The 12,402-nt window shown below is 40.7% G+C and carries 13 protein-coding genes; 9 read left to right on the top strand and 4 right to left on the bottom strand.

The window, feature by feature from the left end:
- Positions 1-17 precede the first annotated feature (17 nt).
- Positions 18-1,304 (bottom strand): 3-isopropylmalate dehydratase large subunit, encoded by a 1,287-nt coding sequence (locus HII17_RS00965; protein WP_211185207.1) that lies wholly within the window; start codon positions 1,302-1,304, stop codon positions 18-20.
- A gap of 180 nt (positions 1,305-1,484) precedes the next feature.
- Here HII17_RS00965 and HII17_RS00960 point away from each other — a divergent pair, with 180 nt between their 5' ends.
- From HII17_RS00960 to HII17_RS00950, 3 genes are all read left to right on the top strand, one after another.
- Positions 1,485-2,261, top strand: coding sequence for an enoyl-CoA hydratase/isomerase family protein (locus HII17_RS00960; protein WP_169073459.1), 777 nt, complete (start codon positions 1,485-1,487; stop codon positions 2,259-2,261).
- Positions 2,258-2,674, top strand: a complete 417-nt coding sequence (locus tag HII17_RS00955) for a PaaI family thioesterase (protein WP_169073458.1) — start codon at positions 2,258-2,260, stop codon at positions 2,672-2,674. Before HII17_RS00960 ends, HII17_RS00955 begins: the two co-directional genes overlap by 4 nt.
- A 135-nt stretch (positions 2,675-2,809) precedes the next feature.
- Positions 2,810-3,712, top strand: coding sequence for a DUF1838 family protein (locus HII17_RS00950; RefSeq protein WP_169073457.1), 903 nt, complete (start codon positions 2,810-2,812; stop codon positions 3,710-3,712).
- Positions 3,713-3,754: 42 nt separating this feature from the next.
- Here HII17_RS00950 and HII17_RS00945 read toward each other — a convergent pair whose 3' ends face one another.
- Genes HII17_RS00945 through HII17_RS00935 form a run of 3 tightly spaced genes read right to left on the bottom strand, consistent with a single transcriptional unit; the run spans position 3,755 to position 5,167 of the window.
- Positions 3,755-4,153: a globin domain-containing protein gene (locus HII17_RS00945; protein WP_169073456.1), complete on the bottom strand. Its 399-nt coding sequence runs from the start codon at positions 4,151-4,153 to the stop codon at positions 3,755-3,757.
- Positions 4,143-4,526, bottom strand: a complete 384-nt coding sequence (locus HII17_RS00940) for a hypothetical protein (protein ID WP_169073455.1) — start codon at positions 4,524-4,526, stop codon at positions 4,143-4,145. The genes HII17_RS00945 and HII17_RS00940 overlap by 11 nt, the downstream gene beginning before the upstream one ends.
- Before the next feature lie 47 nt (positions 4,527-4,573).
- Entirely contained in the window at positions 4,574-5,167 is a 594-nt protein-coding gene (locus tag HII17_RS00935; RefSeq protein WP_169073454.1) for a DUF5610 domain-containing protein, read from the bottom strand.
- 221 nt (positions 5,168-5,388) lie between these two features.
- Here HII17_RS00935 and HII17_RS00930 point away from each other — a divergent pair, with 221 nt between their 5' ends.
- The 6 genes from HII17_RS00930 (at position 5,389) to HII17_RS00905 (ending at position 12,363) form a co-directional block, all read left to right on the top strand.
- Positions 5,389-6,417: a chromophore lyase CpcT/CpeT gene (locus tag HII17_RS00930; RefSeq protein WP_169073453.1), complete on the top strand. Its 1,029-nt coding sequence runs from the start codon at positions 5,389-5,391 to the stop codon at positions 6,415-6,417.
- Between the two features lie 65 nt (positions 6,418-6,482).
- Positions 6,483-7,898 carry a sodium/proline symporter gene (locus HII17_RS00925; RefSeq protein ID WP_169073452.1) on the top strand — a complete coding sequence of 472 codons (1,416 nt, stop codon included), beginning with the start codon at positions 6,483-6,485 and terminating at the stop codon, positions 7,896-7,898.
- Complete coding sequence (locus HII17_RS00920) at positions 7,898-8,872, top strand: VOC family protein (RefSeq protein ID WP_169073451.1); 975 nt, start codon at positions 7,898-7,900, stop codon at positions 8,870-8,872. Before HII17_RS00925 ends, HII17_RS00920 begins: the two co-directional genes overlap by 1 nt.
- 45 nt (positions 8,873-8,917) lie before the next feature.
- Entirely contained in the window at positions 8,918-10,504 is a 1,587-nt protein-coding gene (locus HII17_RS00915; RefSeq protein WP_169073450.1) for an FAD-binding oxidoreductase, read from the top strand.
- 9 nt (positions 10,505-10,513) lie between these two features.
- Positions 10,514-11,374: an alpha/beta fold hydrolase gene (locus HII17_RS00910; protein ID WP_169073449.1), complete on the top strand. Its 861-nt coding sequence runs from the start codon at positions 10,514-10,516 to the stop codon at positions 11,372-11,374.
- Entirely contained in the window at positions 11,365-12,363 is a 999-nt protein-coding gene (locus tag HII17_RS00905; RefSeq protein ID WP_169073448.1) for an NADP-dependent oxidoreductase, read from the top strand. The genes HII17_RS00910 and HII17_RS00905 overlap by 10 nt, the downstream gene beginning before the upstream one ends.
- Positions 12,364-12,402: the final 39 nt, after the last annotated feature.

Raw genomic sequence — 12,402 nt, 5'->3', positions numbered from 1 at the left:
AGTGTCCTTTGGCATTTCTAGGGTTGATTAGTCAGGAATAATCGCGGATCGGCAATTTTTCCGGCAATTGCACTAGCGGCAACCGTGTATGGTGAAGCTAAATAGACATTTGAATCAGGAGAGCCCATTCGGCCTTTAAAATTACGTGATGTTGAAGAAATGCAGTTTTCCCCATTTGCTATTGCTCCTGCCCCCATGCCAGCACAGGCACCACAGCCAGTTGGTAACATAATAGCGCCCGCTTCTGTCAGTAGGCTAAGTGTGCCGTCTTTTGCTGCCATTTCTGTCGTTTTTACTGAAGCTGGCGCAATTAGTAAGCGAGTACCTTGAGCGACTTTTTGACCTTTTAACACTCGCGCAGCCATATGCAAGTCGGAAAGTTTCGCACCAGTACAAGCACCAATATAGGCTTGGTGAACCGTTACATCGGAAAAAACATCAACATTATCGGTATTTTCTGGGCTGTGTGGTGCAGCGACTTGAGGTACTAAATCACTAGCATTGAAATGATAAACCGCTTCGTATTTCGCCTTGTTATCGCTTTGCCAGTCAAGTGCATCAATATCAACAGCTTGTCCGGTACTTTTAATCCACTCGGTGGTGGTTTCATCAGCCTCAATAATGCCAGTTTTTCCACCTAGCTCAGCAGACATGTTACACAGCACCATACGTTCAAACATCGACATAGCGCGCACAGTTTCGCCGCCAAACTCCATTACTTTATAGTTGTTGTTCATACCAAGCTTTTTACATAAAAACAGCATGATATCTTTGGCACTGCAACCATCAGGGAGTTCTCCCGACCAATTAATTCGAATAGTTTCTGGTACTTTTATCCAAATTTCACCAGTTGCGAGAGCTCCGGTCATTTCAGTTGCGCCAATTCCCACCATAAAGGTAGCGAATGCTCCGCCAGTAGGAGAATGAGAGTCACCACCCACTAAGAACATGCCAGGCTTTAAGTGACCTTGTTGCGGTAGCATGACATGACAAATGCCTTGCATATCGTAAAAGTGGTTCACTAAATTATCTTGGGCCCAGCGTCTGGTTAATGCCAATATTTCAGCGCTCTCAGGGTCGGTCGCGGGCACAAAGTGATCACTAACTAACACAATTTTACTTGGGTCAAATACTTTCGCACCCAAGTCTTCTAATCGAGACTTTACTCGACGAGGGCCGCTAGAGTCGTGCATTAGCACTAAGTCGAGCTGACAAGTCACTATTTCCCCTGGGACTACATGTTGTTTACCACTTGCCTTAGCTATGATTTTTTGTGCGAGCGTTTGAGGCGAATTTATTGACATGCCTGATTCCTGTTTATTGGCTCTATAGGGCAATTGCTAGATCGCAAATACTGCCATGATAAAGCTTGTGCTGAGGCTCAATACAATGATATTAGTTTGAACCAAGATATTAATTTATGTTGTTCCATGGCACTTGTGATTACAACGGTTGCCATACTTTGCTTAGGATTTTTTTGATATATGTCAACGGTAGAATTGCAAGTTACCGGCCCAGTCGCCAGGCTGACCATTAAACGAAGTGAAAAATATAACGCACTTACTCAGCAGATGTGGCAAGACATTGAACAATATTGTCAAACACTCAGAGAAAACGCCAACATTCGAATATTAGTAATCAGTGCTGAAGGCGATAAAGCGTTTTGCTCGGGTGCTGATATTCAAGAGCTTACCGATATTATTCGAGATGAATCTCGATTAGTGAAAAACAATCATTTAGTGCAGTCTGTTCAACAAACAATAGAACAACTGCCATTTGCAACTATAGCGGCTATTAATGGTCTTTGCTTCGGTGGTGGAATGGGTATAGCGCTAAGTTGTGATTTTCGCATTGCCGTAGATAAAGCTAAGTTTGCCATTACGCCAGCTAAACTTGGATTGCTTTATAGCATTGAAGATACGCGCCGAGTAATGAATGTAATTGGCAGTGCACGAACCAAAGAAATATTGTTTACCGGAAAAATCTTAGATGCTGAAACCGCGTTTAATTGGGGCATGGTAACGCAAATATGTACCATCGACGCATTATCAGAACAAGTTGAAGAGCTCGTCGAGTCACTGCTTGCTGTAAGTGGTCAATCGATTGCCGGTGTAAAAACGACTATGGGCTTTATCGAACAGACAAATCAAGCAGCAGAACAAGAGGTTCGTGCATTATTTAATGAGGCATTCTCATCACGTGACTTTAAAGAAGGTGCGCAAGCATTTCTAGAAAAACGCACGCCGGATTTTAATCAATGAATAATCAGTACTTAATTGATGCGGGTTTTGAAGTGTGCCAAAAGCAAGAAGGATTTTCCGAACTGTCTGGGCCTTTTTACGAAAAGAAACAAGGCGGTTATTGGCTTAGAGCATTAGTCATTGAAGCTAAGCACTTAAACCCTGAAGGTGTTGTTCACGGTGGCGTATTGCTGTCGATGACCGACTACATTGTTTATCGCGCAATTGGTGATGAGATAACTCACGATATTCAATTTGCGACGATCAATTTAAATACGCAATTTCTTGCAGCAGCAAAATTAGGTGATGTGATATACGGGAAAGGGAAAATTACCCGTAAAACCCACTCGGTAATATTTGCTGAAGGCGAGCTATATACTAACGAAAGGCCAATAATGTCAGGTACCGGTATCTGGAAAATCATTGGACGTTAACCAAGAACAAAATCGATCGATTGAAAAGAGTTGAAACAAATTCACCGAAGTTAGTTTTCTTGATTTGATAAATCTCAAAGCACAACTTGGTGAATACAGGTTAGCTTGTGCAATCGATAGAAGGAAAAGACAACAATGAAAATAAAAAAGTTACTAACATTTATGCTTGCGACAAGCGTGACAACCGCTGCATTTGCATCACATAAAATAGACTTAACTACCGAAGATGGTAATACCGCTGCTATGCGTAAAATACTATGTTCAATGGAAGACAACAAAGTGTCTTATTATAAGTGGCAAGGAAAAGCGTATTCACGTCGTATGGGTGAAGCAGACAAACACTTATTCAATGTTGAAGGAATGAGTGCTCGCCGTTGTGGTACGGTTGACGGTGGCGTGCAAGGTAAAACCTATAAGCTAGTAACGAGAGAAATTCTTCTGTATACCGATCCTAAAACAGGTCAGCCGTTGGAAAAATGGCAAAACCCGTTTACCGGTGAAGAGCTTGACGTAATTCATGTTACTAATGACCCTGTAAATCAAGGCCCAAGTTTTCCACGTAATAAAGAAGGTAAAACCTACCCTTGGAAAAAGAAATTTGGCGGTAGCGTAAATGGGCCAATTTGGTCAATGATGTTTGATGTGCCTCTTTTCTATCACAATGTTTTAGCGGGAGATTACCAAAAGCAAATTGGTGGTGTTTACCATGCAACTGAAATGTTCGACTTTTCAGGTGATACTAATAGTTTAGTGAATGATGAATTTGCTCATACGCATGTTGACTGGGTTCGTATTTCTGACTGGCTACCGTGGATGATGATGACTGGGCGTGAAGGTACCATTTATATTCATGCCTCAGGTACTAAAGAAGCAGATTTTGATGATTTACAGCCGGTAATGAAAGCGTATATTGAAAAGAATGCGCCAGAATATAAAACAGCGCCACCAGTTTCAGATACGCGTAAAAATGAAACGAGTTGGTCAACGTATAAAGATGATGTCAAAGGTGAAAAATTTAAGCGCCCACGTCGTCATTAGTCATTAAACTAAATGAAAAAGCCGCAATTAGCGGCTTTTTTTCTATTCACTTTTTATGAAAATATCGGTTAAACGTAATAGCGCTTCGTTCCATGCCTGTTTTAGCACTTCATTAAAATCGGGATCAAATGCTTCAATACTGCAAAGTAATGTTAAGCGCCATGTTTGGTAATAACTTTCGTCTAAATTCATTTTCTCATGGCGATTGACTAGTTTTTGCAGATGTTCTGGAATTTTTGCATCAGGTTGAGTAAACAATACCGCATGAGTTAGCGATTGAGAGAGTAATTGTTGTTGCTTTCCGACATCCACGTTCTCCATGATTTTAGCGATTTTTTCGTCGGCATTTACAAAGTTTTCATGAAAATGATCATAAAATGCTGAGCCTGCTTCGTTGATTCGTTTATAACTATCAAAAACTAACTCTCGATTAGTTGTCATAGAACTCCCATACAGCGAACATGTTGGCGCTATAGCGCGGGTCATTTAGGCTGAACAAGTAGATGTGGCATTTAATAATGGTTTTATCCAGCTTTTGATGTGACCAGTCAAAGTCACATTTGCCAGTCACATTCGCTTTTTCAATTAATTGTAGTGCCTTGATTGATGAAAGCTGACCGTCGGGTTGGTATTCTGGTGACAGCATATATGGATGCAGAGAAATAATGTCGTCTGGCGAGCTATAACCTAGTTTATTCACCACTTCATCGTTTACGTAAATTATGCGATCTCCACCATTAAATGACAGACCGAGTTGTTCATTTGTTTTATCGGGCAAATATTCATGCAGTAGTTTATTTGCATCTAACTCCACTTAGCTTTCCTTATTTTGAAAGAAAACGAATAGCGACTAATTATTTACTAGTCACCAACTTCTGATGACTCATTGACGCTAGATTCTTCGTTAGCAGTTTGTAAATCGGTGAGTAATTTTTCTCTAAAGTTGACTAGGCCTTGCTGAACAAAGTCATAAGTGCTGTTAATATCTTCGTCTACTTTGCCTTCTAATACTTTTAAGCTTTCTAAAATCCCACGAGCATCCGCAAAGCCTTTCTCAATACCACCATTAATAATGTCATTGAACTTTTCCAACGCTTGCTCTTCATCTAAATCAGGATTGTTTTCTTTAAACGAGGCGAAAAATGCTGTTGAACCGTCAACGATTCTTTTTGCGGTGGCTTTCGGTGAAAAATCGAGGTCACTTTCATAGGCTTTTTCTGCGGCATTTTCGCCCAAATAAGGTGCTAAATGTTCGTTGATTTCTGTAATAGCCGTTTTAAGTAAAAGCTTTTGTGAATTGTCAGCGGCCTCTGAACTTTGTGACAGATGTGCTTTTAAAACGCCTAAGTCTTTGGTTTTTTTTGACAGTTCATAAGCGCTTAAACTTTCAGTTTTTTGGCTTGACGTTTTGCTTACTTCACCGTGTTGATGAAGTGAATGCGAAGAAATTTGCATAATATGCCCGCTTATTCTGAACTGTTGTTACCTTAAGTGTAGCAAAGCTTATAAAGAAAAATGTAGGAATTTGTATCAGTGTATTCAATCTTAAAAACTGCCTATTTTTTAATGATTGTAACAAATATCTAGAGGAACAAAGAGATATTGATTTTAGTCAATGGCATTTGACTCTGGGTTTACAACAATGAAAAAATTCTAACGATAAAAGTGGCTAAACCATGAAAAACACACTTATTACAGTAGCATTTTCTTTTCTTATGCTGGGCTGTGCCAATACCGATAGTACCAGTGCCAGTCAAACCGTAGCAGAAGACCCGTTAAAAGAGCAGCTGTTTCACCAGTGGTTTGCTGCGGAATTCGATAACTACGAACAAAATTGGCAGGACAAAATCGATAAGGAAAAGGATGAAGCACTGCAAGTTCATGAACATATTCATCATGTTTTTGCGCCATTGCCAACACCTGCGTTGGCAGGTGAAACTTATTTCGTAAAACAATACATGGATGGTGATGCCAGCAAGGTATATCGCCAACGCTTATATCAATTTGTTCGCAATAAAGAAAAAGGCGCGATTCAGCTAAATATCTATCGTTTTAAAGACGAAGCTAAGTATGCAGATGCTCATTTAACACCAGAGCTATATCAATCACTAACTAAAGAAGAAATTACTACTTACCCAGGTTGTGAAGTGTATTGGAAGTGGACAGGGGAATATTTTGCTGGCGAAATGGTACATAACGCTTGTGCAATTAAATCGCGTCGTAGTGGAAAAATGCTTTATTTCAATGACACGCTGCGACTAACCGACAATGAAATTTGGATTGCTGATGTCGCGCATGATGAAGATGGAAAGTATGTTTTCGGCAATAAAGCGGGCATTCCTCATATCAACCGCAAAGTGACCTATTTTGAAGGATGGGGCGGAAATCGCTTAGGTGGAAAAGATGCGCCTGAAGATGCAAAGTGGGGTTTTACACGTAAAATTACGATTCACAATGAAGGGCAAATTGTGCCATTAATTGATGATAAAACCGGTAAGAAAACAGGCTATTCTGTGCAATTGGCCAAGTTAACTTATCAAAACACTAAAAATCCAATTCTTAAATTAGGCATTATTGACAACAAGACAGGCAAAACCGTTACTTATATTTGGTCGGATCGAGAGAATGTCAAAACTGGCTTAAACCTACGTTGGTTACAAACAGGGTTAACTAAGAAAGCTAAACGACCACATTTCGCTTTTTAGTATTAATTTATCGCTAATTTAGATAGGCTGAATTTTATTCAGCCTTTTTTATATAAAGAATCATTATGGATCGCCAAACTGTTGTTTTAGCTACGCTTGTTGCATATAAAGTTTTATTAATTGCCATCGGCTTTTGGGCAAGTAGACGCACCCACAGTAGTGAAGATTTTTTCATTGGAGGCAAAACATTAGGGCCTTGGGTAGCAGCAACTAGTTCTTCAGCTAGCGCTTCATCTGCATGGAGCTTACTTGGTGTTAGCGGCGCCGCGTTTACCATGGGGCTGTCGTCATTGTGGCTATTCCCTGCGGTTGTCTTAGGCTATATGTTTAATTGGCTGTGGATAGCACCACGTATAAGGCACTTAGGCAATAAGACAGGTGCTATAACCTTAACAGAACTATTGGCAGGTGAAGATAAGTACTCCAAACTCATTATTTATAGCTGTACCTTTATTATTGTTTTTTCTTTTGCGTTTTACATTGCTGCACAATTTCAAGCGGCGGGTGGCACGTTTGCCACCACCTTCAATATGAATAGCGCTAATGCCATCATGTTGGGAACCGGAATTATTTTGGTTTATACCTTATTAGGGGGCTTCTGGGCGGTAAGTGTGACTGACACTTTGCAAGGTTTGTTGATGGCGCTAACCTCGATTATTTTGCCCATTGCAGCGTTAGTTGCTGTTGGAGGTTTTGGCGAACTATTTGGTCAGCTGCAACATCAGTTTTCTGATGTGCAATTGTCAATTACTGGTGCTCACTCTGGCTGGTTTGCATTGGCATTTGCCATTGGCTTGCTCGGTGTTGGTTTAGGTAACCCAGGACAGCCACATGTGGTCAACCGCTTTATGGCGTTAAAAGATGAAAACGCTGTTCGGGTAGGAAAATACATAGGCATCGCTTGGCCAATTATCGTAATTGGAGGCATGTTAATACTCGGCCTGTGTGCAAGGGTTTTACTCGCCGATGTTAGCGACAACGAACAAGTACTATTTAGCGTAACTAATTTACTCTTTCCGCCTATTATTGCCGGTATTTTTGTCGCCGCTGTTTTATCGGCAATCATGTCGACTGCGGATAGCCAATTACTGGTGTCAGCGTCATCGCTTTCTTATGACTTAAAGCTTAAAGGTTCACCGGAAAAACAACTGTTATTGTCGCGACTAACCGTAGCTGGTATGTGTATTGTCTCGCTATTTATAGCGTTATATGCACCAGAGGCAATTTTTTCTCGCGTGTTATTTGCTTGGGCTGCAATTGGTTCAGCATTTGGGCCATTACTAATTATCTTGTTAATGGGCTACCAGGTTAAAGGCTCAAGTCGTTTGGCAGCAGTTATTATAGGCTTTTCATTAACTGTTTATTTTAATTGGCAGGAAAACTCTCCCGGCGATATTTTAGAGCGGGTATTACCGTTCTTTGTTGCGCTTTTAGTTGCCTATTTAGGCCGTTATAGAACAAACCAAACAAAGGTTAAATAATGACTCAAAGAGATTATCAAGTCAGTGGATTTAGTGAAGCAGTTTTTGTTGTCGCTGACTTGGTAATGCAAAGAGACTTCTACCTTGAGGTTGTCGGCTGGCAAGAAATAGCGAATGATAACGTTCAAGCAAATGAAGCATTAGCTATATTCTGGGATTTACCTGAAGAAGTGACGGTTAAACAAAGCTTACTCGCGGCCCCTAATAGCAACAGTGGCTTCATTCGTCTTATACAAATCGATGGAATTGAACAAGAATATATTCGACCAAATAATCAAATATGGGATAGCGGTGGTATTTTTGATGTTAATACACGTGTGGTGAATAATCATCAGCTGGCTAAGCAATTACATGCACATTATTGGTTTGGTGTAAATGATCCTGTGCCTATGGAATTCGGTCCTTATAAGGTGATTGAGTGGTTAGCAAAAGGGCCCGATGCCATTACTTTCGCCTGTATTGAACGCATTGAACCACCACTAGCAAACAATGATCAAACGGCACTTTTTAGTGCATTATTTAATTCTTCGCTTATCGTTAACGATCACCAAGCTGAATTGGCATTTTTCCAAGAATTATTAGGCTTTGAAATAGCGGTATCACAGCAAGCGTGTTTTGAAAAAGCTTGTACTAATGTTTTTGGCCTACCGCATAATTTAGTTGATAAAACCCCACATAAATTAAGTATGGTGTGTTCACCATTGCATGATGGGGGGTCAATTGAGCTCGCTAGCTTCCCAGAATTACAAGGTGGCGATGTTAGCGAAAAAGTAAAACCCTACAACATTGGTATTAGCACATTGCGCTTTAAAGTGAATGAAATCGATGCTTTCATTCTTGCCTGCCAGCGCGCTAAGCTGATCATTGTCAATGACCTTTGCTTTGAACTCCCTCATTATGGAATGTGTCGCGTTGTGGCTTTAAAAAGTCCACAAGGTAATTGGTTTGAGTTTTACCAACCAATTAGCAAATAACTAATTAACCATCAATTTAACTTAATAGACCCCTTTGGCAGCATTATGAGCGAACAGTTACCTCCCCAATCTCAATCGTTATTTGATGCGCTTTCAAAAGTACTTGATGCCGATAACGTAAGCGAAGAAAGTGCTCGTCGAGTGCTAATGTCACAAGATGTTTTTACTAAATCCATTATCGCCGATTATGTAATTAAGCCTCAAAACACCCAGCAATTAGCTCAAGCTATTAAGCTCTGCCAACAAGCAGGATACGCGGTCATTGCTCGTGGTGGTGGCATGTCATATACCAAAGGGTTCGTACCCGCGACAGAGAAAAGCGTTATTGTTGACATGAGTAGCTTTGATCAAATTGTCGAAATTAATACCGATGATATGTACGTTACGGTCGGCGCTGGGTGTACTTGGCAACAGGTTTATTTAGCATTAAAAGACACTGGTTTTAGAACGCCATTTTGGGGCACGCTATCTGGCATAAGGGCGACAATAGGTGGCGGACTCTCACAAAACGCTATTTTTTGGGGTTCTGGGCAGCACGGTTTTGCTGTAGATTCAGTGTTAGGGCTAGAAGTTGTTTTATCAAACGGTCAGGTGCTTCAAACTGGGGCAGGAGCAAAACAAAATGGCTCACCATTTCTAAGGCATTACGGGCCAGATTTAACCGGAATCTTTTGCGGTGATAGTGCTGCTTTTGCTATTAAAACACAAGTCACTTTAAGATTAATTAAACAGTCCCCGTACACTGGTTCTCTATCGTTTTGTTTTGAAAACTTTGAACAGCAATCCGCTGTTATGTCAGAAGTTGCTCGAAACGGCTTGGCTTCAGAATGTTTTGGCTTTGATCCGTTTTTACAAGCACAGCGACTAAAACGAGAAAGCTTAGCGTCTGATGTTAAATCGCTTGTCGGTGTAATGAAATCGGCAGGTGGCATAGGTAAAGGCTTAAAAGAAGGGATGAAGGTAGCACTTGCTGGGCGACGTTTTGTTGAAGCAGAAAGTTGGTCTGTGCACTTTATGGTCGAAGATATTACCCAAGCAGGTGTTGATGAACGGCTGGCAAGAATTCGACAAATTGCCGAGCAACATGCAGCTAATGAAATAGAAAACACAATTCCCAAAGTGTTACGTGCCAACCCATTTAATCCCTTAAATAATATGATTGGCCCCAATGGGGAGCGATGGGCACCCGTTCATACACTCGTGCCACATTCAAAAGCTAAACAAGCTCATCAAATAAGCGAAGCAATTTTTAGTAAATATAGTAAAAAAATAGCAGAGTTTGGTATTGGCATAGGTTATTTAGTTGCGACAGTTTCGAGTCATGTATTTGTTTTAGAACCGGTATTTTTCTGGCCTGATGAACTTAATGAGCTACATAATGAAGCAGTGGAAAGCGCACATTTAAAGCGACTGGAAGGTTTTAAAGCTAGCCCAGAAGCAAGAGCGGTAGTTAGCGAAATAAGACTAGCGCTTATCGATGGCTACAATGAATTGGGAGGCGTTCATATGCAAATTGGTAAGAGCTATCCCTTTATTGAAGGTATTGCCAAAGAAAATAGAGCATTAATAAAAGGCATAAAAGCGCTTCTTGATAGCGATGGATTAATAAACCCAAAGGCGTTAGGACTTTAAGTGAACGTTATGGAAATATCTCGTCATTTTGTAAAAATATCGGCGTTAAATCAAAAAATTAACGTTCATTATCGTACCGCTGGTGAAAGTCATTTACCTAAACTCATTGTATTACATCCATCGCCACTATCGTCGGAGTTTATGCAAGGTATTATTGAACAGTTTGCTGCAGAGTATCATGTCGTTGCTTGGGATTTACCAGGATATGGAGATTCGGATAAATTAACCCAGTCATCCTTATCATTAGTGGACTACAGTAATTGCCTAGCAACGTTTATGGAAGTGTTGGGCATTTCCAGCGCCATTATTTATGGCAATGCAACAGGCGCTCAACTGGCGATTGAATTTGCAAAGCTATTTCCACAAAAGTCATCAAAATTGTTATTGGAAAATGTCGCTTGGTTTTATCCACAAGAGCGAGAAACTTTGTTGGCAAATTACTTTCCTGATTTGTCTCCGAAGACTGATGGCAGTCATTTAGCATTGATGTGGAAAATGGCCAATCAGCTTTATCAGTACTTCCCTTGGTATGACACATCTGCACAAGCTAAGTTATCTGCACCGATGCCTTCCCAGGAAGTCATTATGCAAACCTTTAAGGGTTACCTCAAAGCGGGCGAAAGATATAGCGATGCATATATTGCAGCGATTAATAATGAAGATCCTAAGCAATTGGCAGCCGTGCCAATTCCAGTAGATATTCTTGTTTGGCAACATAGTATTATTTACCACTATTGTCAGCGTTTATACGATGTTGAACTTCCGGAAAACATTCAAATTCATACAGAAAGCGGTGATCTAATGGCTCGCTATAAGCAGCTAGTGTTGCTGGCAAAAAATCAAAATAAAAGAGAGACGACATGTCACTAATCAATAGCCAAATTTGTTTGAAGAGCTATCCAGAACATTTACCGACGCCAGAAAACTTTGCGCTAAAACAGTCAACAGTTGATGAACTCAATGAAGGCGAAGTGTTATGTAAAACCCTCTTTTTATCACTTGATCCCTATATGCGTAGTCAAATTGCTGGTCGTCACATCACAGCACCGATTAAACCTGGTGATTTAATGTTTGGTGAAACAGTCAGTGAAGTTATTGAAACACGCTCAACGCAATATAGCAAAGGAGATGTTGTTCGTTGCATGGGAGGTTGGCAAAGTTACTCTATTCACAACGCCAACGAGCTATCAGCGCCCATATTACACCCGCAGCCTTCATACGCATTATCAATCTTAGGAATGCCAGGATTAACTGCTTATGCTGGTCTGATATGGCAAGCACAACCTAAACGAGGTGAGGTTGTTGTCATTCCAGCGGCAACCGGTGGTGTAGGCGCAACAGCTGGCCAGTTAGCTAAACAGGCAGGTTGTAAGGTTGTCGGTATCGTGGGTAGTGAAGAGAAACGCCAATACGCGATTAACGAGTTAGGTTATGACGAATGTATCAATCGTAATGCAGAAGTTGTCGCTGAACGATTAGATGAACTGTGCCCTGATGGAATAAATATTTATTTCGACTTGGTTGGCGGCGAACTATTACATCAGGTATCAACACGTTTAGCCATAGGTGCCAGAGTCATTTTATGTGGCCTAGTAGCAGAATATAACAATAAAGAACGAATGCAGGGACCAGCACCAGCTTTATGGATTAAGTCGCGCGCCACCGTTTTTGGATTAGTTGTTTATGACTTTGAGCCTCGTCGGCAAGAGTTTATTAATGCTTGCTTACCGCTTGTCGAACACGGGGAATTAAAAATGCGAGAAGACATTACTTTAGGAATTGAAAATGCGCCTTATGCGTTTGCTAAGTTAATGCAGGGCAATAATCATGGTAAAACACTGGTTAAAGTCGTGGTATAGAGTGAAAAAGCATTTGTTAGCTATTTTCATTAGCTTAAA

Origin of the sequence: Thalassotalea algicola, from assembly GCF_012932965.1 — a bacterium.
GTDB lineage: Bacteria > Pseudomonadota > Gammaproteobacteria > Enterobacterales > Alteromonadaceae > Thalassotalea_F > Thalassotalea_F algicola.
The sequence above is the reverse complement of the archived record's forward strand: the minus strand, read 5'-3'. Positions and strand labels throughout refer to the sequence as shown.

What these genes read in the sequence shown, in the direction of transcription:
- HII17_RS00965 (WP_211185207.1), bottom strand. Translation starts at nt 1,304, where the DNA reads ATGTCAATAAATTCGCCTCAAACGCTCGCACAAAAAATCATAGCTAAG.
- HII17_RS00960 (WP_169073459.1), top strand. Translation starts at nt 1,485, where the DNA reads ATGTCAACGGTAGAATTGCAAGTTACCGGCCCAGTCGCCAGGCTGACC.
- HII17_RS00955 (WP_169073458.1), top strand. Translation starts at nt 2,258, where the DNA reads ATGAATAATCAGTACTTAATTGATGCGGGTTTTGAAGTGTGCCAAAAG.
- HII17_RS00950 (WP_169073457.1), top strand. Translation starts at nt 2,810, where the DNA reads ATGAAAATAAAAAAGTTACTAACATTTATGCTTGCGACAAGCGTGACA.
- HII17_RS00945 (WP_169073456.1), bottom strand. Translation starts at nt 4,153, where the DNA reads ATGACAACTAATCGAGAGTTAGTTTTTGATAGTTATAAACGAATCAAC.
- HII17_RS00935 (WP_169073454.1), bottom strand. Translation starts at nt 5,167, where the DNA reads ATGCAAATTTCTTCGCATTCACTTCATCAACACGGTGAAGTAAGCAAA.
- HII17_RS00930 (WP_169073453.1), top strand. Translation starts at nt 5,389, where the DNA reads ATGAAAAACACACTTATTACAGTAGCATTTTCTTTTCTTATGCTGGGC.
- HII17_RS00925 (WP_169073452.1), top strand. Translation starts at nt 6,483, where the DNA reads ATGGATCGCCAAACTGTTGTTTTAGCTACGCTTGTTGCATATAAAGTT.
- HII17_RS00920 (WP_169073451.1), top strand. Translation starts at nt 7,898, where the DNA reads ATGACTCAAAGAGATTATCAAGTCAGTGGATTTAGTGAAGCAGTTTTT.
- HII17_RS00915 (WP_169073450.1), top strand. Translation starts at nt 8,918, where the DNA reads ATGAGCGAACAGTTACCTCCCCAATCTCAATCGTTATTTGATGCGCTT.
- HII17_RS00910 (WP_169073449.1), top strand. Translation starts at nt 10,514, where the DNA reads ATGGAAATATCTCGTCATTTTGTAAAAATATCGGCGTTAAATCAAAAA.
- HII17_RS00905 (WP_169073448.1), top strand. Translation starts at nt 11,365, where the DNA reads ATGTCACTAATCAATAGCCAAATTTGTTTGAAGAGCTATCCAGAACAT.